Below are 21,023 nucleotides of genomic sequence, written 5' to 3'. Positions count from 1 at the left end.
GATCCGACCAATCCTGGTCGGGAATGGGAGGGAACCATGGCACGACGCACCCGTGTGCTCAGCGCGCTCGCACTGGCGGCGGCGACCGCGCTCATCCCCGTACAGGCAACCGCGCAGGCGACGGCGCAGTCGGCCGGACCGGCGGCCGGACCGGCGTCGGCTCAGCGCTCCGCACCGCCGGGCGGCCCCTGCACCGCGCCCGTCAGACCCGCCTCGCAGCTGACCGTCGAGGCGTGCGACAGCCCGGAACGGATCATCGAGAAGGCCGCGAACATCGTCCCCACCCGCGGTCAGCTCGCCTGGCAGCAGCGGGAGATCACCGCCTTCACCCACTTCGGGATGAACACCTTCACCGGGCGCGAGTGGGGCTCCGGCACCGAGGACGAGAAGCTCTTCGCCCCCGGCGACATCGATGTCGACCAGTGGATGCGCGCCTACCGGGCGGCCGGTGCCGAGCAGGTCATGCTCACCGCCAAGCACCACGACGGCTTCGTCCTCTACCCCAGCCGCTACACCGACCACTCGGTGGCACTGAGCCCCGGCAGCCCCGACGTCGTCGGCGCCTACGTCAGGGCCGCCCGCCGGGCGGGGCTCAAGGTCGGCCTGTACCTCTCGCCCTCCGACGGTGCCGAACTCCCGCACGCCTGGCACGCCCGATGGGTCGAGACGATCCGTGAGAAGCAGGCCGAGGGCAAGCCGCTGAGCCTGCCCGAACGCGTCGCCCTGGAGGACGGCGACCGCGCCCCGGCAGGCGAGGGCCGCTTCGGCAACGGCAGCGCCGTCACCGAGCGCACCATCCCCACCCTCGTCCCGGGCGACGACCGCGCCGCCGACGTCAGGCGCGGCAGGCTGCCCACCTTCACGGTGCGGGCCGACGACTACGACGCGTACTACCTCAACCAGGTCTATGAGCTCTTCACCGAGTACGGGCCGATCGAGGAGCTGTGGCTGGACGGCGCCAACCCCTGGTCGGGCTCCGGCATCACCCAGAAGTACGACGTCAAGCAGTGGTTCGACACCATCAAGGCCCTCTCGCCGGACACCGTCGTCTTCCAGGGCCCGCAGGGCGTGCGCTGGGTCGGCAACGAGAACGGCATCGCCCGTGGGACCGAGTGGAGCGTCACCCCGCACACCACCGACCCCTGGACCGGACTGGGCGGCCTGCCCAACGACTCCACCGATCCGGACATCGGCTCCCGGGACCGGATTCTGGCCCCCACCACCAAGTACCTCCAGTGGTACCCGGCCGAGGCCGATGTCTCCAACCGCCCCGGCTGGTTCTACCACCCCGAGCAGCAGCCCAAGACACCAGCGCAGTTGATGGACCTCTACGAGAAGAGCGTCGGCCGCAACGCCTCGCTCCTGCTGAACGTGCCGCCCGCCCCGGACGGCCGGATGGCCGACGCGGACGTCGCCTCGCTCACGGCCTTCGGCAAGGCGGTGCGCACCACGTACGGCACCGACGTACGCAAGCGGGGGCCGGGTCCGTACACCTTCGACCGCGTCGCCGTCCGCGAGGACATCCGGCGCGGACAGCGGGTGGAACGGTTCGCCGTCGAGGCCCGGATCGGCGGGGCCTGGCAGCGGATCGCCGAGGGCACCACGATCGGCCACCGGCGCATCCTGCCCCTGCCCGCGCCGGTCACCGCGACGGCGGTACGGGTGAAGGTCCTCGCGTCCCGGGCCGCACCGCACCTCGGTGCGACCACGCTCCACCTCGGCGCGACGGCCCCTCAGGAGCCGCCCCGGTCGAGGTAGGCGAGCACCGCGAGAACGCGGCGGTTGTCGTCGTCCGACGGCGGCAGCCCGAGCTTCCCGAAGATGTTCGAGGTGTGCTTGGCCACCGCCCGCTCCGTGATCACCATGTGCGAGGCGATCGCCGCGTTCGAACGGCCCTGGGCCATCTGCTCCATGACCTCGCGCTCGCGCGGGGTGAGACCGCCCATCGGCTTGTCCTGCGAACGGCGTGACAGCAGCTGCGAGATGACCTGCGGATCCATCGCCGTACCGCCCGCCGCGACCCGGCGGACCCCGTCGATGAACTGGTCCGCGTCGAAGACCCGGTCCTTGAGCAGATAGCCGATGCCGCCGTTGCCGTCCGCCAGCAGCTCACGCGCGTACAACTGCTCCACATGCTGCGACAGCACCAGCACCGGCAGTCCGGGCCGCGCCCGGCGGGCGGCCAGCGCGCACTGGAGGCCCTCGTCCGTGTGGGACGGCGGAAGCCGGACGTCGACAACGGCGACGTCCGGCTTCAACTCGGCCAGAGCACGGGTCAGTTCGGGCCCGGTCTCCACAGCCGCGGCGATCTCGAAATCGTAGGCCTCCAGCATGCGCACCAGGCCGTCGCGCAACAGGAAGAGATCTTCGGCTAGGACAACTCGCAAGGGATCTCCATGGTCACCATGGTGGGACCGCCCGCTGGGCTGCTGACGGCCAGTACGCCGTCGAATGTACCGAGTCGGCGTTCGACTCCGCTCAGCCCCGAGCCGGAACCGATCGCCGCACCGCCCCTGCCGTTGTCCGTCACGGAGACGCGCAGCATCCCGTCGGCGTGATGCAGGTCCACCCAGAGCCGGTCGGCACCCGAGTGCTTCACCGCGTTCGTCAGGATCTCGCTGACCGCGAAGTACGCCGCCGACTCCACCGGCGCCCCGGCCCGCCCGGCCAGTTCCACATGCACCTCGGACTCGGTCGGCAGCCGCAGGGCCAGCGCCTTCACCGCGTCGCCGAGCCCCCGCTCGGCCAGTACCGGCGGATGGATGCCCCGCACCAGATCGCGCAGCTCGGTGAGGGCCTCGGCGGAGGACGCGCGGGCCATCGCCAGCAGCTTCTTCGCCTGGGCCGGGTCCTTCTCGATGAGCGCTTCGATGGTGCCCAGGTTCATGCCCATGGCGACCAGCCGGGCCTGGGCGCCGTCGTGCAGATCCCGTTCGATGCGCCGCAGTTCGGACGCCGCCGTGTCCACCGCCTCGTGGCGGGTCTCGGTGAGCCGGTCGATGCGCCGCGCCAGCTCCTGTTCATGGGTGGGAGCGAGGAGCGAGCGGGCGAGCACGAAGTGCAGTCGCAGCAGCGGTTCGCTGACCTTCAGCCCGACGGCGAACAGCACGATGCCCAGGGCGACGGCGGCCAGCGCCGACGCCTGGCTGTCCACCGGCACGAATCCGTACCAGTACGCGTCGTCCCGGAACACCCGCCACAGCCCCGCCGCCAGGACCAGCGACTCCAGCGGGTAGATCATCAGCGCGGCGGCCAGGACCGACAGGACGTATCCGGCCGTCATGTCGACCAGCAGCCACTGGAGGTCGCGCCAGGTCGCCGGGTCCTTCAGCATCAGCGTCGTGCGCTCCACCTGCCCGGTGAAACCCGTGCGCACATCCGGCGGAAAGGGCCGGTACGGCACCGGAATGCGGACGTCCGACCAGGTGACCGCCCACAGCCGGCGCTGATTGGCGTGCTTGCGCACCGCTTCGAGCACCGGGGGAGTGGTGACGAGCCCGATGCCCAGCAGGATGAAGGCGATGGAGAGCACCGCCAGCACGAACAGGGTGATCGACCCCACCAGACCGACGAGCGAGAGGGCGAAACCGCGTCCGGCCGCCCGCATCGGCGGCCGTATCCGCTCCAGCATCGCATTCATGGTGGTATCTCCCCTCGCGGGACCCGAGCAGATCCCGGTCCGAGGACAGTCTCACCCGGGCGGGGCCACGGGCGTGAGCCGGTTCGCCACCCGCGCGGGGGTGTACCTGGCACCACCCCCCGACCTCGCCCTACGGCTCGGGCAGTGGGTGCTTCGACGGCTGGGGAGGGCGGCCCGCCGTCCCTAGATTCGTCAGCGTCCTGTCCGACGTTTACTTTCTGGGGGCGAAAACCGCATGAGGCGCAACCTCGCGGCACGCATCGGTGTGTGGAGCGCGCACCACCGCAAAACGGCCATTCTCGGCTGGTTGCTCTTCGTCGTGCTCGCCACGGGCATCGGCGGAGCGTCCGGCATGGTCGAGATGACCGACGCGGAGAACGGCGCCGGTGACTCGGTCCGCGCGGAGCGGATCCTCTCCGACGCCGGGCTCGACAAACCCGCGGGCGAGCTGGTCATGGTGTCCGCGTCCGCCGCCGGGGAGTGGAAGGCGGCCGCCCGGGACGTCTCCGCCGCCGTGCGGAAGACCGGCGAGGTACGCAACCTCGCGGAGCCCGTCCCCTCCGAGGACGGCAGGGACGCCCTGATCACCTTCGAGATGAAGGGCGACGCGGCGACCGCCGCCGACCGGGTGCAGCCGGTGCTGGACGCGGTCGCGTCGGCCGGGAAGGAACACGGGGACGTCGAGATCCACCAGTTCGGCGAGGCCAGCGCGGGCAAGTGGCTCGGCGACCTGCTCGCCGAGGACTTCAAGAAGGCCGAGTTCACCGCCGTACCGCTGGCGCTGGGCATTCTGCTCGTGGCCTTCGGCGCCGTGGTGGCCGCCCTGCTCCCGGTGGGGCTCGCGCTGACCGCGTGCATGGCCGCCTTCGGTCTGCTCTCGCTCGCCAGCCACCAGCTGCACCTGTTCCAGACCACGTACTCCGTGATGTTCCTGATGGGCTTCGCCGTCGGCGTCGACTACTGCCTGTTCTATCTGCGCCGCGAACGTGACGAGCGGGCCGCGGGCCGGGACGCCGAGACGGCGCTGCGGATCGCGGCGGCGACCAGCGGCCGGGCCGTGCTCGTCTCCGGCGTGACCGTGATGGTGGCCATGGGCGGCATGTTCCTGTCCGGACTGCTGCTGTTCAAGGGGTTCGCGCTCGCCACGATCATCGTCGTGTTCATCGCGATGCTGGGCTCCGTGACAGTGCTGCCGGCCCTGCTGTCCTGGCTCGGCGACCGGATCGACGCGGGACGCGTACCGCTGCTGAACCGGCGTGGCAAGCGGGGCGTGCGGCCCGCAGGAGGCATCGCCGGCACCGTGCTGGGCCCGGTCCTGGCCCGGCCCAAGGTCTTCGCCGTCGGCGCCGTCCTGGTCCTGCTCGCCCTGGCGGCACCCGCCCTCGGCATGAAGACCGAGGCACTCGGACTGGAGAAGCAGTTCGGCTCGGACTCGGCGCTCGCGGTCGCCCACCGGCACATCACCGACAGCTTCCCCGGCGGCCCCGCCCCGGCCCTCGTCGTGGTCTCGGCGGACGACATCGGCACGCCGGAACTCCGCAGGGCGCTCGGCTCCTTCGACAAGGTGACCGTCCACGCCGCGCGGAACGTCGCGGAGATCGAGGTACCGCTGCCGGGCGGCAAGGCGGATCTGGCCGAGCTGCGCGAGGAACGGGTACCGGACGCCTTCGACGGCACGGGGGCCCAGGCGTATGTGGCCGGGGAACTCGCGAATTCCGTCGACTTCAACGATCAGCTGAAGCGCGGCATGGTCCCGGTCTTCGCGTTCATCACGGTGGTGACCTTCCTGCTGATGCTGTTCTGCTTCCGCTCGTACGTCATCGCGGTGACCTCGATCCTGCTCAACCTGCTCTCCGTGGGCGCCGCCTACGGTGTGATGGTCGCCGTCTTCCAGCACGGCTGGGGTGCCTCGCTGATCGGCTCCGAAGGCGTCGGCGCCATCGAGTCCTGGATGCCGTTGTTCGTCCTGGTGGTCCTGTTCGGACTGTCCATGGACTACCACGTGTTCGTGGTCTCCCGGATCCGTGAGGCCCGCCTCGGCGGCGCGGACAACCGGACCGCGATCGACACCGGCATCCGGCACACGGCCGGTGCGGTGACCGGTGCGGCGGCGATCATGGTGGCGGTGTTCGCGGTCTTCGGGACCCTGTCCATGCAGGACATGCAGCAGATGGGCGTCGGCCTGGCGGTGGCGGTGCTGCTGGACGCCACGGTCGTACGGATGGTCCTGCTGCCCTCCGTCATGCTGCTGCTCGGCGAGCGGAACTGGCGCACCCCGCGCGGACTTTCCCGGCTGCCGAGCCTGGAGCACGACGCCCCGGCACCGGACGGGACCGCGGTCACGGCGGGGGCCGGAACGCGCGGCTGACCCGCACACGGCAACGTGGCCCGGCCCCCGGTTCGTGCCGGGGGCCGGGCCACATAAGCCCGACTCGGGCCCGTCAGGGGGCGTACTTGTAGCCCACCCGCCGGACCGTCTGGATGGAGCGGCGGTACTCGGCGCCCAGCTTGCGGCGCAGCCGGGCCACATGGACATCGACGGTGCGCCCGTCGCCCACGTGCCCGTAGCCCCAGACCGTGGTCACCAGCTGATCGCGGGTGTGCACCCGGTGCGGATGCGCCACCAGGTGGGCCAGCAGCTCGAACTCCAGGTACGTCAGATCCAGCGTCCTGCCGTCCACCGCGGCGGTGCGCCGGGTCGCGTCGATCCGGACGGGCCCGGCCGGCTGGGCCGCGTCGACCGCCTCCGGTACGAAGTGCTGGGCGACCGGCAGCCGGTCCGCCCGGTCGAACTGCCGCTCACCGGTCCGGTCGGCCTGCCGGTGCTGGGAGGCGGCGACCGCTCCGGCGATGGCCGGCTGCTGATCGGCCGGTACGAGCACCAGGTAACCGATCATCGGCGGGTGGCCGGGCAGCGCGGGAAGGGTGTGCTGAGGCGCGGGCAGCCAGGTGGCACCCGGCGGCAGGAAGTCGGCCACGTCGGAGATCCGGACGACCTCGTCACGGTCGACGGCGCGCAGCCGGTGCCGGTTGGGGGAGAGGGGGCGGGCGGTGGTGGCCGCGGCGGGCGCCGCGGTGGCAGCGGAAGCGGTGGAGAAGGTACGAGTGTTCGCCATGAAGGGTCAGCTCTTTCGCGCGAGGAGTCGTCAAGGACGGACTTGCGTCGTGCGCGCGGACCGAAGGCCGGGTGAGCGGCTTTAGAGGGCCTGCGCGTTCCACGCGCGGCAACACACCCGGTCGAAGTCATGATGCTGACGGGAAGGCCAGAACGGCTCTAGGTCGCTGGGACCCGACGCGATGTGCTGGAAGCTGGCCATGTCCCCATTGAAGCAGAGATTGCGGCAGGGCAGGAGGGTCCTCTCACCCGTCGATACGGACCCTTGGTGTTACCTGCCTCACCGCTCGCGTACGCCCCCTGCTCACCGCCCGTACGCTCCGTGCTCACGGGGCGGTACTTTCCGTGCCACCGGGCGGTGTTCCCCGCCCCGCACCGTCCCTCTCCCCGTCCCGCGCCGTCCCTCTCCCCGTCCCGTCCTCGTCTTCCCGCGTCGATCCCCTCCTTGTCCCCCCCACGTCGATCCGCTCAGCCGATCAGCCGCTTGCGCCAGTCCAGAGCGTCCACCTCGATCGCGTTGTCCGGCGAACCGGCCCACTTCACCGTCAGCCCCTCCTCGCGCAGGGCCGCCACGACCTCCTGACCCACGTCCGTGGTGGTCCCCTCGGTCCCGTCGAACCCGCCGTAGTACAGCGAGAGGCCGTGCCCCGAGGCGGCGCCGTCGGTGTTCTGTGTGTGGAAGAAGACGAAGCCGCGCGCCTGCTCGTTCTCCGCGCGGATCTCGCTCAGCCCGCAGGAGCGGCAGCAGGTGAAGTGCTCACGGGCCGTTATCCCGCGCCCCTCCAGTGCGGCGAACGCCCGCTCCAGCCGGTCCGCGTCGGTGACGTCCGTCCAACGGGTCTGCTCGTCCACCCGCTCCAGCCACAGCCGTTCCACCAGCTCGCGGGCCTGCGCCCTGGTGACGGGGTGGACCCCGTCCTTGACGAGATAGTCCTCGGCCGTCCCGGTGAGCGAGTCCACCGTGCCGTAACCGCCGCGCAGCGACAGCCGGATCCGGTCCTCCAACTGCTCCCGGATCTCCGGGGCGAGCTCCGGCACCGGATCGGCTGCGGGCAACTCGGCGTCCGCCCACTCGATGCCCGCGTCCCACGCGGAGTCCTGGCGCGCCCACCGCACCATCGCCCCGGCCACCCGGTCCGGGGAGCCGACCGCTGCGCGGAAGTGGTCCCGGGGGCCGCCGGCGCGGTACTCCAGCTGGTATTCCGCGCCCTCCTCGTGCCAGACCTGCACGAAGAATCCCGGCCGGTCCGGAACGCGCTGCACCACCAGGAAACGGTCCTTGCGACCGCCGATGCGGTGCACCAGGTCGCTCAGGGCGTCCGGCGAAATACGGGTGTGCGTCTCGGAGTTCTCGGTCTCCACCTTGATATCGAGCATGGTTCAACCCTGACACGCGCCACTGACAACCGGCGGTGGCGGCGACAGCCGGCCGGAGAACGACCACGGCAGGGGGCCGCCCACCGGAACACCGGTGGGCGGCCCCCTGCCGTACGCGGGACAGCGCGGGATCAGACCTGGTCGGCCTTCTCCAGCGCGGTGCAGCAGGTGTCGACGATCAGCCGCGTCACGACGTACGGGTCGACGTTGGCGTTCGGACGGCGGTCCTCGATGTAGCCCTTGCGGTCCTGCTCGACCTGCCACGGGATGCGGACCGAGGCGCCGCGGTCGGAGACGCCGTAGCTGTACTCGTTCCACGGGGCGGTCTCGTGCAGACCGGTCAGCCGGTCGTCGATGCCCGCGCCGTAGTTCTTGACGTGGTCCATCGGCTTGGAGCCCTCGCCCAGCGACTCGCACGCGGTGATGATCGCGTCGTAACCCTCGCGCATCGCCTTGGTGGAGAAGTTGGTGTGCGCGCCCGCGCCGTTCCAGTCGCCCTTGACCGGCTTCGGGTCCAGGGTCGCGGAGACGTTGAAGTCCTCGGCGGTGCGGTACAGCAGCCAGCGGGCGATCCACAGCTGGTCGGAGACCTCCAGCGGGGACAGCGGGCCCACCTGGAACTCCCACTGGCCCGGCATGACCTCGGCGTTGATGCCGGAGATGCCCAGCCCCGCCCGCAGACAGTTGTCCAGGTGCTTCTCGACGATGTCACGGCCGAAGATCTCGTCGGCGCCGACACCGCAGTAATAGCCGCCCTGCGCGGCCGGGAAGCCGCTCTCGGGGAAGCCGAGCGGCCGGTGGCCGTCGAAGAAGGTGTACTCCTGCTCGATGCCGAAGATCGGCTCCTGGCCCGCGAACCGCTCGGCGAACGGACGCAGCACGGCACGGGTGTTGGACTCGTGCGGCGTCATGTCGATGTGGAAGACCTCGCACAGGACGAGGATGTCGTCGCCGCCGCGGATCGGGTCCGGACAGCTGAAGACCGGCTTCAGCACCCGGTCGGAGGCGTGGCCCTCCGCCTGGTTGGTGCTCGAACCGTCGAAGCCCCAGATGGGCAGCTCCGCCACGTCCTGCGAGGGGGATCCGGCCATGATCTTCGTCTTCGAACGAAGCTTGGCGGTCGGCTCGGTGCCGTCGATCCAGATGTACTCAGCCTTGAACGTCACGGACGCCATCCTTTGCGGGTGCTGCGGTCTCTACCGCGCAGCTTCGCAAGACGCGATTTCCCGTCCGTTGCCCGGATGTGAACCCCGTGTTACCTGGGTTTCCCCCGTGACGCCCGGTCCCCGGGCGTCGGACCGGCCGCCCCCGGGCGCCGGACAGCCCTACACATGGCCCTTGAGCAGCGCGGCGAATCCCGCCGCCCGGAGCCGCCGCGCCAGCTCCTCCCCGGTCGTCCCCAGCGTCACGGCGGCCCGGGACAGCGACCAGTCCGCGTCGAACAGCGTGCGCAGCAGATACCCCCGCCTGACCTGGGCGTCGGAGAGCCGGAACGTCTTCAGATAGGCGACCTGCCCGCGGTGGTCGGTGATCGTCTCCCCGATGTGCTGACCGCTCCCGTCCCGTACGAACGGAGGCAGGAACCGCCACAGGGTGAACGAACCCATCCGGTACACCCGGTCGAACCCGTACGACGAATCCAGCAGCTCCCGTGCGAACAGGGTGTCGTGCGCCTCCGTCCACGCCCGCTCCTGCGCCCGCGCGGCAGCCCGCAGATCATCCAGCGTCCGCAGACCGGCGCCGTCCCGGATCCGCGCCCCGAACTCCGCCACCGGCGCCCCGTACATCGCGTACTGGTGCACCAGCTCCCCGAACAGGTCCTCCACCAGCGTGGCGTGCAGCAGCCGGTAGTCCTCCGGGTGCGGCAGCACGAAGGCGGCGGCGAGCGCGTCGGAGACGTACACCATGACGCCGCACTGGCCGGGATGGATCTCGAAGATCCGCAGCGCGTCACCGAGGCCGCGCACCGACCAGCCGAGGTAGGCGTCCTCGGCGCGCGGCGAGAGCCCCTCGCGCAGCGCCTGGCGCGACCACTCCTCCCAGGCGACCGAGGGGCCGCCGAAGTGCAGGGCGAGATAGCCCTCCAGGGCCAGGTGCAGCGGCAGGAAGCGCAGCCGGTCGCCGGGCCGCCGCTTGGCCATCCGGTGATGCCGGTACTTCGGCAGCCGGACCGTGCGCGCCGGGGTGCCGTCGTCGAGCTGCGTACCGTACGCCGCCGACTGCGCCCCCTCGCCCGACCAGTCGGCGACGAGACCGTGCGGGATGTACGAGGCGTAGTGCGTGCGCGGGCCGGCCTCCACCAGGCCCGCGCCGAAGCCCCCGTAGACCTCCCGGTGCAGCCGCAGGCCCGCCACCGGCTCCTCGCGTACCAGCGGGACCAGCCGGACGCCGCCCCACACCTGCGCGGGCCGGACCGCGAGGCCGCCCAGATCCAGCCTGTTCACCGTGCCGTCCCCTCCATCCGTACCTCGTCGCCCGCCCCGCCGTCCAGGAAGCGCGCCACCTGCCGGTCCAGGTACGCGTACAGCTCACCGAGCCCCGTACGCCCCTCCGCGAACTGCGCGATCTCCACCAGCGACGGCAGATCCTCCGCGTCCCGGACCCCTGCCGTCGGCACACTCGGTGCCAGCCGGCGGACATCGAAACCGTCCGCGTCGTATACGGGGTTCAGGTGCACGGCCGCCGTCCGCCGCCCGGGATCCAGCCGCGTCCGCCACACCCGCAGCACCTCGCCCGCGAGTCCGGGCGGCGCGTTGTCCCAGCCGTCCGACACGATGATCAGCCGGTCGGGCGCGCCTCCGGAACCGGGCTCCAGCGCGTCCAGGACGCGCATCCCCAGCGGGGTCGGCCCCCAGGGGCGTACGAGCAGCGGATCGGTGGAGCCCGAAGTCCACAGCGGGCGGTACGCGCCGGGTGCGGCCAGCGCCTCCAGCAGGAAATGGCAGGCCAGCGCCACGGCGAGCGGACGACGGCGCTTCTGGCCCGACCCGGACGAGGAGTAACTGTCGTCGAGCACGGCGGCCACCCGCCCCCAGCTCCCGGCGTACGGACCCGCCGCCCGGCGGGCCGCGGCACGCAGCGCACCGGTCAGCTCCGCACGGTCGGCCGCCCGCACGTCGAAGCCGAGCGACAGTACGTACAGGGCGAGCCGGGTCAGCGGCATCACGGTCAGATCGATGTCCGAGGGCCGCCGCGGCTCGGCGCCGGTGGACCGCTGCCCCAAGGTGCGCAGCCGCTCCAGCCGCGTCATCCCGGGCGCCGCCCGCTCCAGGAACACCTCACGCTTCATCCCGTGCCGGGCGGCGAAGCCCTCGGCGACGGTGAACGGCAGCTCGTGGACGGCACCCTGCTCGTAGTGGGCCCGGCGCCAGGCGTCCAGCAGCCCGTGCCGGTAGCGCGGCTGCTTCCCTGACCGGAACAGGAACGCACCCACCTCGCCCAGCGGCCCGTCACCCTCCGGGCACCGCAGATGGACGTGGCGGGCGGCCGTCTTCAGCCCGCCGCGGTACTTCACCGCGTCGTGGGCCAGGTCCGGCCGGGCGGCCAGCCAGTCGCGCATGATCGCCCGCGTGCGCCGGTTGTTGACCTTGGCCCGGCGCAGCGCACCGAACAGCCGGTAGACGCGCTGCGGCGGCAGCACCGCCAGCCGCGCCGCGATCAGCCGCCCCTCGGTGCGCCGCTCCTCGGCACTCGCGTCGGCGGCGGTCTCCAGCAGGCTCCGTACGATGAGCGCGGCATTGTGGTCGTTGATGTCCAGGGCGAGCGAAGAGGCGTACACCCGGCGGTAGTTGACCCGTACGTACTCATGCAGGAAGTCCAGCGACAACTGCTGCTGGTACGCCCCCGAGTGGAATTCACGCTGCCCGGTCGCGGTGATCGCCGCATTGACGAAGAGCAGCACGTCCTCGGCGGCGACGAGGTCGGCCAAGGTCTCGGAAACGGCGCCAGAGGCATCGGAAACGGCGCCCGGGGCAACGGCGTCTGCGGTCCCGGGAACGGCGTCTGTCGTGGTCATGGATTCCCCCGTGCTGCTTCACCGGCCCGTACGGGTACCGGGGAGCCGGCCGGGGAATGGAGGCGCGAACAGCGAAATCACTGCTTCATAGGCAAGTCCCGGAAGTCGCAGCCGAAGTCCCGCGGCCGGCCGGAGAAACGTATCCGCCCACCTTCGCGCACCGCCACCCCATAAGCGGACCGGGCACACTGGCCCGTATGACGACACCCACCGCCCCCCTGCGCATCGGCCTGCTCGGCACGGGCCCCTGGGCCCGCAACACCCAGGCCCCCGCCCTCGCCGCCCACCCGGACGTGGAACTGAGCGGGATCTGGGGCCGCCGCCCCGAAGCGGCGGAAGAACTCGCCGCCGCCCATGGAACACGGGCGTACACGGACGACGCGGGCATCGACGCGCTGTTCGCCGCGAGCGACGCCGTCGCCTTCGCGCTGCCGCCGGACGTACAGGCCCCGCTGGCCGCGCGGGCGGCGGCAGCCGGATGCCATCTCCTGATGGACAAGCCGGTCGCGACCACCGTGGCGGGGGCCCGTGAGGTGGCGGACGCCGCGGCGGAGTCGGGAGTCGCCTCCATCGTCTTCTGCACCCTGCGTTTCGCCACCGCGACCTCCGACTGGATCACCGAACAGGCCGCGGTGGACGGCTGGTTCACCGCCCGCGCCCAGTGGCTCGGCGCGCTGTACGGGCCGGACTCCACCAGCGAGTACGCCGCCTCCCCGTGGCGCCGCGACAAGGGCGGACTCTGGGACGTCGGCCCGCATGTGCTCTCGGTCCTGATCCCGGTACTGGGCGACGTGACGGAGGTGACCTCGGCCCGCGGACCCGCCGACACCGCACACCTGGTGCTCCGCCACACCTCCGGCGCCTCCAGCACCGTGACGCTCGGGCTGAGCGCGCCCCTGGGCGCGGCAGGCACCGAGATCGAGCTGAGGGGCGAACACGGGACGGTCACCCTGCCGGGGTGGGACGGCGCGGTGGACCCGTTCCGGGCGGCGGTGGACGCACTGGCCGCATCGGTACGTACCGGAGTGCCGCACCCCTGCGACGTACGGTTCGGGCTGCGGCTCACCGAACTGCTCGCGCGGGCCGAGGCCGGCCTGGGGGCTCCCGACGGGGTCTAGCGGGCGCGGCGGTGCGGCCGAGGCCGACGTCCCCGGTGCGTGGCGCAACAGCCCGAACCGGATCACCGGCAGGCAGCGCGGCACGAAGAACAAAGCCACCGGGGAATTCCGTGCCTGCGATCTGCCCGGAGAGGTGAGGGACCACCTGGCGAAGGCGGCGATGAACCGCATTCCGGTCAATGACTGGCACGCGGCTCCGGCGAACGGATTCTTCCGGCGTCTGTATGTCCTTCACCCGGCATCACCCGGCCGACAGCGCCGGAGTTCGCGTGGCACGCCTCAGCCGAGAACGGGCGGCAGGGCGCGGCACAGGGCCTCCAGCGCCTCCGGATACGCGTGCTCGGGTGGTGTCGCGTACCCCACGACCAGCCCGTCCCGGCCGCCGCCCCGAGGAGCGAGGGCACTCGGATGCAGATAGTCGGCGAGGCCCTCGACGGCCAGCCCCTGCCAGGCGGCCGCCCGGACCACCGAGCGCTCGGTGCCGGGCGGGAGTTCCAGCACCGCGTGAAGGCCCGCCGAGATCCCGGTGACCCGGACGTGCGGCGCCCGCCGCTCCAGCGCCGCCACGAGCTGGTCGCGGCGGCGCCGGTGACGCTGGCGCATCCGGCGGACCTGCCGGTCGTACGCCCCCGACTCCACGAAGTCCGCGAGCGTCAGCTGCTCCGTGGCGCTCGACCACTGCTCGCGCTCACCCTTGGCCGCGACCACCGCCTCCACCAGCCGCTCGGGCAGCACCAGCCAGCCGATCCGCAGAGTGGTGGAGAGGCTCTTGCTCACCGACCCCAGCAGCACCACATGCTCGGGATCGAGCCCTTGAACCGCGCCCACCGGCTGCCTGTCGTAGCGGAACTCACCGTCGTAGTCGTCCTCCACGACCAGCGCTCCCGCGGCCCGCGCCCAGTCGACCGCGGCGGCCCGGCGGTCGGGACGCAGCGGCCCGCCGGTGGGGAACTGGTGGGCCGGGGTGAGCAGCACGGCCCGGTCCGTCCTGCCCAGCTCCGCCACCCGGGCGCCGTGTTCGTCGACGGTCAGCGGCCGGGTGCCGACCCCCTGCCCGGCGAGCAGTTCGCGATGGAACGGCAGCCCGTACTCCTCCGCCGCCCATGGCCCGCCCAGCACCTCCGCCAGCAGGCGCAGCCCGTGGGCGGCCCCCGAGCAGAGGACGATCCGCTCGGGGGAGGCCCGCACCCCGCGCACCCGGGCCAGATAGCCGGCCAGGGCGCGCCGCAGCTCGGGCCGCCCGCGCGGATCGCCCGGCCCGAAGGCGTCGTGCGGTGCCCGGGTGAGCGCGCGGCGGGCCGAGGCCAGCCACGCGGTCCGGGGGAAGACCGACGGGTCCGGTCTGCCCTGGACCAGATCGTGGGCCGGCAGGGCGGACCGCTCCGGGGTGCGCGGCCTGCCGACCGGGGTGCGGGGCGCGGTGCGCTCGGCGACCCGGGTGCCCGAGCCCTGCCGGGCGGCGAGCCACCCCTCGGCGACGAGCTCCGCGTACGCGTCGGCGACCGTGTTGCGGGCCAGCCCCAGATCGGCGGCGAGCGAACGGTACGGCGGCAGCCGGGTGCCGGGGGCGAGCCGGCCGGAGCGGATCGCCTCGCGCAGGGCCCGCATCAGGACGGCCCGCCGGTTGCCCGTACCGGACAGCTCCAGCGGCAGATCACTGCCGAGGACCTCAGCCGAATTGACCCACGAAACTGCCATGCGAATGCACCCCATGTCCGGTCGCCCGTGCTCATAGATTCGTACCCATGACGACGACAGAGATCAAGACGAACGACCGCACCGCCACCGCCGCCACCACCGTCCGGCTCAATTTCGCCAAGGCCGTCCCGAAGGTCTTCCGGGCCGTGATCGGCCTCGACGCGGCGGCCCGCGAGGGGCTGGACCCCGCCCTGGTGGAGCTGGTGCAGATCCGTTCCTCGCACCTCAACCACTGCGCGTACTGCCTCCACATGCACACCACCGACGCCCGTAGGGCGGGCGAGAGCGAGGAGCGGCTGCACATGGTCGCCGTGTGGCAGGAGGCGGCCCACTTCTTCACGGAGAAGGAGCAGGCGGCCCTCGCCCTCACCGACGCGGTCACCCGGGTCGCGGACGGCGGGGTGAGCGACGCGGTGTACGAGCGGGCCGCGACGCACTTCGACGAGCCGGAACTGGCCCAGCTGCTCGCGCTGATCCTCACCATCAACACCTGGAACCGGATCGCGCTTGCCACCGCCAAGCGTGCGGGCACGGACGAGCGCTGAGCCGCTCCGGCCGCCGTTCACCTCAGCCGGGCCCGCGGCTCCGGCCGGCTCTCCCGCTCGGCCCGCGGCTCCGCGATCCGGACGGCGGGCAGATGCTGACGGGCGCGCGTGCTCGTGGGGGCTCTCTCCGTACAGGCGGGCCGGCCGGATCTCAACGCCCGAGTGCTTCCCGGACCGCCTCGTCCGTACGCGCCACGACGGCGCTGCCGTCGTCCGCGGTGATGATCGGCCGCTGGATCAGCTTCGGGTGCCCGGCGAGCGCCGCGATCCACCGCTCCCGCGAACCGTCCTCCCGCGGCCACTCCTTGATCCCCAGCTCCTTGGCGACCGCCTCCTGGGTGCGTGTGATGTCCCACGGCTCCAGCCCCAGCCGGTCCAGCACGGCCCGGATCTCGTCGGGCGAGGGGATGTCCTCCAGGTAGCGCCGGACGGTGTAGTCGGCCCCCTCCGCGTCGAGCAGGTCCACCGCGCTGCGGCACTTGGAACAGGCGGGATTGATCCAGATCTCCATGGGGCCCAGGTTACGGGAGGGGTTGCCGAAATACCCTCTGGCCAGGGGCGATTGTCAGTGGGGGGCAGTAAAATGGGGGTAGTTCGTGAGGGATCCACGACCGTGCCAGGAGGTTGCCGATGGCCGTTGCCGCAGTCACGACCAAGCCGCTCGACACTCAGCTCGCCATGCCCTTCCACCCGCCGCTGCCGAAGCCACTGCAGAAGAAGAGGCTTCCCGCGGGACGCCCCCGCGAGTGGTACGTCTCCCACAACCGTCGGCTCAAGGCGATGCGCCTGGCGATCGCCCTGCTCGACACGGGCGTGTATCAGCCGGCCAGCGCCAGCAACCACAAGATACGTACCACCGCCGAACACCTCGGCATCCACCCGCCGTCCGACACCACGTGCCGCATGGTCCGCACCCTGATCCGCTACGGCCGCTGACCCACCTGGACCTGTGCCCCCGGGAGACCGGGGGCACAGCCATGCCCCGGTCGGCGTACCCGGCATGCGGCCCCGCCCCCGGCGGCCTTGACTGGGACCATCGCGAGTGCTGGGAGGCGCATATGACCGGGCGAGGCGTACGAGGCGTACGGGCCGTGCTGCTGGCCGCGGCCGTGGCATCGGCCGCCGCGGGCTGTTCGGACGACGGGAACAGCCCCTCCGGCGCGGTCTCCAAGGCCGCGTCGGCAGCCTCCTCGGTGGCATCCAGGGGCTCCGACGTGGTCGCCTCCGCCACGGCCGCCGCACAGGACAAACTGAACGAATTCAAGGATGGCGTCGACGCCAAGGGCGACATCGAGCTCGGCACGGTGGGCAAGGACGGCGACGGCCGCTCCACGGCGGAGTTCACCGTGACCAACGGCACCGACTCGGCCAAGTCCTACGCCGTGCAGATCAACTTCCATGACAAGGGCGGCAACCTGCTCGACACCACGGTCGTCACGGTCGACGACGCCCGGCCCGCCACACCCAAGGACGCCACGGCCCGCAGCAACCGCAAGCTCGACGGAGACGTCACGGCAGAGGTGGCAACGGCCCTGCGCCACTGACGGCGCCGGCCGGCCACCGACGCCCGAGGGCCGCCACCCCGGAACAAACGGGGTGACGGCCCTCGGTCAACGCGTGTGCAATTCCTCAGCACCCAGGAGGCCGGCGTTCTTACGGCGCCGTCGGCTCACCTGGCGGCTGCTCGTCCCGAGCTTCCGCTCTCCCGACCCCATGCAGGGAAGCGGCGAGGATCCGGCAGACCTCAACTCGTTGGCCTTGGTCGCAGCCATCAAGAAGGCGCTCCAAGTGGCGCAACACTGCCACGTCCCGCCCACAGCGCACGATGACACCCAGGACTGCGCACGCCGACACTCCGAGCATCACCACGGACAGGGTCACGAGCCGTATCCCTTCCTGATGTACTCCGCGACCTCCTGCGCCTCGCCGCCGTACAGACACGAACCGTGGCGATTCAAGATCACTGTGCGTTCGCCGAGATGAGCTGAGTGACGAGAGAGCAACCTGATCGCCTTCTCCCGAGGGAGACCGTGAGCGAAGCCGTGAGCCAAGAGGTTTGCGCAGAGGGTTTCCACGGTGTCACCGCAGCACCACTCGATCACAAGATCGCCGGAGTGATGCGTGTAGCAGTTGGCGAACCCGTGTGGCTCCGCCGTCCTGTTGACCACGCCGGCGAAGCGCAGAATTCGACTCAACAGCACGTCGCGTACCTGTAGGTCACGAATCGCTCGCGAGCCCACCCAATCCTCGGCTTCCTGCCCTTCGTCGTGAGAGAGGCTTTCGGGGCCTCCTGTCCACAGAAGCACCTCCCCATCACGGGCGGACGGCAGACGCATGGGGCCGCGATCGGGTCGCACCAGGGTGACTCGCGCAGAGCTGAGAGCGTCGTGGAGCACCAATTGCCTGTTGCTCCCGCGGACACGCAGTCCGGGGATTCCGCGGATACCTCCGTAGTAGTGATCAAACCGCGGGAGCAGCTCACGCAGCACATCGTCGGCCATATCGGAGTCAAGAGTCAGCTTCAGACCCTGGTCTTCCGGCTGGGCCTCTCGAACTCCGAGGAGGGCGCCGTTGAGCTGGCGATCCTGGAAGCGGCTTGCCAGCACGTGCGCAACGTGTGCTTCCAGGCGGCGCTGATACGGGGCGGGGGCATCCGCGACCGAGGACCCGCAGTAGACATTGGCCTGCTGTGCCAGCCTGGAAGCGGTCGAGAGCGTCAGCGACGTGTGATCACGGATCTTCTTGGCCAGCCGGTTGGTGTTGCGTGACCTGGACATACGTAGCCCCTTCCATGTGCCGCCCGGCGACGACAGGAGAGACGGATCGGATGTCCGGATGCGTGCTGACTGCCAACTGCGGATGACTCTCAAGAGCCCACTGCTCGCTCCGGCGCCGGGACCGGATGTGGCGAGACACGCTGCCGCAGCAGCGCCGCACCCAAGGTAACCCAACATCTCGCGCTCCCGTCTCGTGGACGAACCGCAGGTGCGGCCGACAGCCGAGAAGAACGGCTCCCGCACGCGCGGGCGCACGCTTCGGGGACCGGGTGGCCAAGATCCACACACAGTCCGCAGGACGCCGGGCCAAGACCGGCGCACCCCATCGCCAGCCGGCAAAGGAAGGCCGAATCAGCGCTCCGCCGCAACAATCGCCGCAGGTCACTGATCACGAGCACTGTTCGGAGACCAAGAGGCCCGCTGCCGCACACGGAGCCCGGAAACAAAGCAGCGAGGGCCGCCACCCCGGAACTAACGGGGTGACGGCCCTCGATCCGTGCCCTCGCGGGCCCGCTCTCTAGAGGTCGAAGTACAGCTCGAACTCGTGCGGGTGCGGGCGCAGCTGGATCGGGGCGATCTCGTTCGTGCGCTTGTAGTCGATCCACGTCTCGATCAGGTCGGGCGTGAAGACGCCGCCGGCCTGGAGGTACTCGTTGTCCGCCTCCAGTGCTTCGAGGACGGCCGGGAGCGAGGTCGGGACCTGCTGGACGTTGGCGTGCTCCTCGGGAGCCAGCTCGTAGAGGTCCTTGTCGATCGGCTCGGCCGGCTCGATCTTGTTCTTCACGCCGTCGAGGCCCGCCATCAGCAGCGCCGAGAAGGCGAGGTACGGGTTCGAGGACGGGTCCGGGGCGCGGAACTCGACGCGCTTGGCCTTCGGGTTCGAGCCCGTGATCGGGATACGCATCGCGGCGGAGCGGTTGCGCTGCGAGTAGACCATGTTGACCGGGGCCTCGAAGCCGGGGACCAGGCGGTGGTACGAGTTCACCGTCGGGTTGGTGAAGGCCAGCAGCGACGGGGCGTGCTTGAGGATGCCGCCGATGTAGTAGCGCGCCATGTCCGACAGGCCCGCGTAACCCTGCTCGTCGTAGAACAGCGGGTCGCCGCCGGCCCACAGGGACTGGTGGACGTGCATGCCCGAGCCGTTGTCGCCGAAGATCGGCTTCGGCATGAAGGTCGCGGTCTTGCCGTTGCGCCAGGCGACGTTCTTCACGATGTACTTGAAGAGCATCAGGTCGTCGGCCGCGGCCAGCAGCGTGTTGAACTTGTAGTTGATCTCGGCCTGGCCGGCGGTGCCCACCTCGTGGTGCTGGCGCTCGACCTGGAGGCCGTTCTTGTCCAGCTCCAGGGAGATCTCGGCACGCAGGTCGGCGAAGTGGTCGACCGGCGGGGTCGGGAAGTAGCCGCCCTTGTAGCGGACCTTGTAGCCGCGGTTGTTCTCCGTCGCACCGGTGTTCCAGGCGCCTGCCTCGGAATCGATGTGGTAGAAGCTCTCGTTCGCCGACGTCTGGAAGCGGACGTTGTCGAAGACGTAGAACTCGGCCTCGGGACCGAAGTACGCCGTGTCGGCGATGCCGGTGGAGGTGAGGTACGCCTCGGCCTTCTTGGCCACGTTGCGCGGGTCACGGCTGTACTGCTCGCCGGTGATCGGGTCGTGGATGAAGAAGTTGATGTTGACCGTCTTGTCGCGGCGGAACGGGTCCACCCGAGCCGTCGACAGGTCCGCGCGGAGGGCCATGTCGGACTCGTGGATGGCCTGGAAGCCGCGGATCGACGAACCGTCGAAGGCGAGTTCCTCGGCCGGGTCGAAGGACGCTGCCGGGATCGTGAAGTGCTGCATCACCCCGGGCAGGTCGCAGAAGCGGACGTCGATGAACTTGACGTCGTTGTCCGCGACGTACTTCTGCACTTCGTCGGCGTTCTGGAACATCCAACTCCTCCTACTCCCGGCCCGGGCGGGACGGGGTTGCAGCTTCTTGTGCGCCAGTGCGGTGGCACACGCTGGACCCGACCATAGGCAGGCGGGATTTCTCAAGCATGACCCATTTGTTTCGCCCAAGTTAACCGGGGCGGGTGTGAGCAGCACCTCGGCGACGTGTATCGGTGCCCCGCCCGGCCGGTCGCGGAAGGGGGCGCAGTACCGTGGTCGGGTGGACAACAGGCAAGCAATCGGATCGTGGCTCTCCGGGCCGCGTGCGGCCGCCGAGGAGATGGGTGCCGACTTCGGCTACCGGGGCAAGAGGCTCGGTCTGCCCGAGGAGGGACCGGGGGCCGTGGCCCCGCTCGGCCGCCGTTTCGGCGCCCTCTTCATCGACTGGTCGCTCTGCATGCTGATCGCATACGGGCTGCTCGCTCGCGGTGACCAGCAGGCGGCGGGCAACTGGGCGCTCGGCGTCTTCCTCGTGCTGAGCGTGCTGACCGTCGGAACCATCGGTTCCACACCCGGCAAGCGCATCCTCGGGCTGCGGGTCGTCGCCGAGGGCGGTGGCCGGCTCGGCTTCGGGCGGGTGATCCTGCGGAGCGTCCTGCTCCTCCTGGTGATCCCCGCCCTGGTCTGGGACCGCGACGGGCGCGGACTGCACGACCGGCTCGCCCGCGCCGTTCAGGTCCGCGGCTGAGCCACCACGCACGCCGGCGGTTCCCCAGCTGAGCCGACGCGCACGCCGGCGGTACGGAGACGAGAAGGCGGCCCCGGAATCCGATCGAGCCGATCGGATTCCGGGGCCGCCTTCTCGCGTCCG

Annotated in this window: 18 protein-coding genes; 7 read left to right on the top strand and 11 right to left on the bottom strand. The window is 71.0% G+C overall.

All coding sequences use genetic code 11. From position 1 onward, the window contains the following. Window positions 1–36 precede the first annotated feature (36 nt). Window positions 37–1,758: an alpha-L-fucosidase gene (locus OG251_RS10620; RefSeq protein WP_326676923.1), complete on the top strand. Its 1,722-nt coding sequence runs from the start codon at window positions 37–39 to the stop codon at window positions 1,756–1,758. Here the strand turns inward: OG251_RS10620 and OG251_RS10615 are convergent. Together OG251_RS10615 and OG251_RS10610 are read right to left on the bottom strand one after the other, a co-directional pair. Continuing rightward, complete coding sequence (locus tag OG251_RS10615; protein ID WP_073725064.1) at window positions 1,734–2,387, bottom strand: response regulator transcription factor; 654 nt, start codon at window positions 2,385–2,387, stop codon at window positions 1,734–1,736. The two genes, OG251_RS10620 and OG251_RS10615, sit on opposite strands and share 25 nt — an antisense overlap. Next, window positions 2,372–3,640, bottom strand: a complete 1,269-nt coding sequence (locus tag OG251_RS10610; RefSeq protein ID WP_326676922.1) for a sensor histidine kinase — start codon at window positions 3,638–3,640, stop codon at window positions 2,372–2,374. The genes OG251_RS10615 and OG251_RS10610 overlap by 16 nt, the downstream gene beginning before the upstream one ends. Before the next feature lie 235 nt (window positions 3,641–3,875). Here OG251_RS10610 and OG251_RS10605 point away from each other — a divergent pair, with 235 nt between their 5' ends. Then, the gene (locus tag OG251_RS10605; RefSeq protein WP_326676921.1) at window positions 3,876–6,008 is read left to right on the top strand and encodes an MMPL family transporter; all 2,133 of its coding nucleotides are present in this window, start codon (window positions 3,876–3,878) and stop codon (window positions 6,006–6,008) included. A 73-nt stretch (window positions 6,009–6,081) separates the two neighbouring features. Here the strand turns inward: OG251_RS10605 and OG251_RS10600 are convergent, their stop codons facing one another. The 5 genes from OG251_RS10600 to OG251_RS10580 form a co-directional block, all read right to left on the bottom strand. Next, window positions 6,082–6,756, bottom strand: a complete 675-nt coding sequence (locus tag OG251_RS10600; RefSeq protein WP_326676920.1) for a winged helix-turn-helix domain-containing protein — start codon at window positions 6,754–6,756, stop codon at window positions 6,082–6,084. Between the two features lie 467 nt (window positions 6,757–7,223). Beyond that, window positions 7,224–8,132, bottom strand: a complete 909-nt coding sequence (locus OG251_RS10595; RefSeq protein WP_326676919.1) for a DUF6891 domain-containing protein — start codon at window positions 8,130–8,132, stop codon at window positions 7,224–7,226. 131 nt (window positions 8,133–8,263) lie between these two features. Beyond that, window positions 8,264–9,298: a glutamine synthetase gene (glnII, locus tag OG251_RS10590; protein WP_326676918.1), complete on the bottom strand. Its 1,035-nt coding sequence runs from the start codon at window positions 9,296–9,298 to the stop codon at window positions 8,264–8,266. 159 nt (window positions 9,299–9,457) lie between these two features. Continuing rightward, a complete protein-coding gene (locus OG251_RS10585) occupies window positions 9,458–10,576 on the bottom strand; it encodes an ARPP-2 domain-containing protein (protein WP_326676917.1) in 1,119 nt (372 codons plus the stop codon). Next, window positions 10,573–12,147 carry a hypothetical protein gene (locus OG251_RS10580; RefSeq protein ID WP_326676916.1) on the bottom strand — a complete coding sequence of 525 codons (1,575 nt, stop codon included), beginning with the start codon at window positions 12,145–12,147 and terminating at the stop codon, window positions 10,573–10,575. The genes OG251_RS10585 and OG251_RS10580 overlap by 4 nt, the downstream gene beginning before the upstream one ends. Window positions 12,148–12,344: 197 nt before the next feature. Here OG251_RS10580 and OG251_RS10575 point away from each other — a divergent pair, with 197 nt between their 5' ends. Next, window positions 12,345–13,265: a Gfo/Idh/MocA family protein gene (locus tag OG251_RS10575; protein ID WP_326676915.1), complete on the top strand. Its 921-nt coding sequence runs from the start codon at window positions 12,345–12,347 to the stop codon at window positions 13,263–13,265. A gap of 279 nt (window positions 13,266–13,544) precedes the next feature. Here OG251_RS10575 and pdxR read toward each other — a convergent pair whose 3' ends face one another. Then, window positions 13,545–14,963, bottom strand: a complete 1,419-nt coding sequence (gene pdxR, locus OG251_RS10570) for a MocR-like pyridoxine biosynthesis transcription factor PdxR (RefSeq protein WP_326676914.1) — start codon at window positions 14,961–14,963, stop codon at window positions 13,545–13,547. A 47-nt stretch (window positions 14,964–15,010) separates the two neighbouring features. Between pdxR and OG251_RS10565 the strand changes: the two genes are divergently transcribed. Then, window positions 15,011–15,508 carry a carboxymuconolactone decarboxylase family protein gene (locus OG251_RS10565; RefSeq protein ID WP_326676913.1) on the top strand — a complete coding sequence of 166 codons (498 nt, stop codon included), beginning with the start codon at window positions 15,011–15,013 and terminating at the stop codon, window positions 15,506–15,508. Between the two features lie 151 nt (window positions 15,509–15,659). On the opposite strand, the gene OG251_RS10560 is transcribed toward OG251_RS10565, so the two are convergent. Next, window positions 15,660–16,019 carry an ArsC/Spx/MgsR family protein gene (locus tag OG251_RS10560; RefSeq protein ID WP_326676912.1) on the bottom strand — a complete coding sequence of 120 codons (360 nt, stop codon included), beginning with the start codon at window positions 16,017–16,019 and terminating at the stop codon, window positions 15,660–15,662. Window positions 16,020–16,138: 119 nt separating this feature from the next. On the opposite strand from OG251_RS10560, the gene OG251_RS10555 reads away from it, so the two are divergent. Both OG251_RS10555 and OG251_RS10550 read left to right on the top strand, forming a co-directional pair. Further along, window positions 16,139–16,444, top strand: a complete 306-nt coding sequence (locus tag OG251_RS10555; protein ID WP_266807767.1) for a hypothetical protein — start codon at window positions 16,139–16,141, stop codon at window positions 16,442–16,444. Window positions 16,445–16,566: 122 nt separating this feature from the next. Then, on the top strand, window positions 16,567–17,052 hold the full coding sequence (locus OG251_RS10550; protein ID WP_326676911.1) for a hypothetical protein: 486 nt from the start codon (window positions 16,567–16,569) through the stop codon (window positions 17,050–17,052). A 333-nt stretch (window positions 17,053–17,385) separates the two neighbouring features. Here OG251_RS10550 and OG251_RS10545 read toward each other — a convergent pair whose 3' ends face one another. Together OG251_RS10545 and glnA are read right to left on the bottom strand one after the other, a co-directional pair. Further along, a complete protein-coding gene (locus tag OG251_RS10545; RefSeq protein ID WP_326676910.1) occupies window positions 17,386–18,285 on the bottom strand; it encodes a hypothetical protein in 900 nt (299 codons plus the stop codon). Window positions 18,286–18,802: 517 nt separating this feature from the next. After that, window positions 18,803–20,212 (bottom strand): type I glutamate--ammonia ligase, encoded by a 1,410-nt coding sequence (glnA, locus tag OG251_RS10540; protein ID WP_326676909.1) that lies wholly within the window; start codon window positions 20,210–20,212, stop codon window positions 18,803–18,805. 280 nt (window positions 20,213–20,492) lie between these two features. Here glnA and OG251_RS10535 point away from each other — a divergent pair, with 280 nt between their 5' ends. Beyond that, the gene (locus OG251_RS10535) at window positions 20,493–20,900 is read left to right on the top strand and encodes an RDD family protein (protein WP_326681213.1); all 408 of its coding nucleotides are present in this window, start codon (window positions 20,493–20,495) and stop codon (window positions 20,898–20,900) included. The last annotated feature ends 123 nt before the right edge of the window (window positions 20,901–21,023 follow it).

It is taken from the genome of Streptomyces sp. NBC_01237 (assembly GCF_035917275.1).
GTDB lineage: Bacteria > Actinomycetota > Actinomycetes > Streptomycetales > Streptomycetaceae > Streptomyces.
This window is presented reverse-complemented; position numbering and strand designations above follow the sequence as displayed.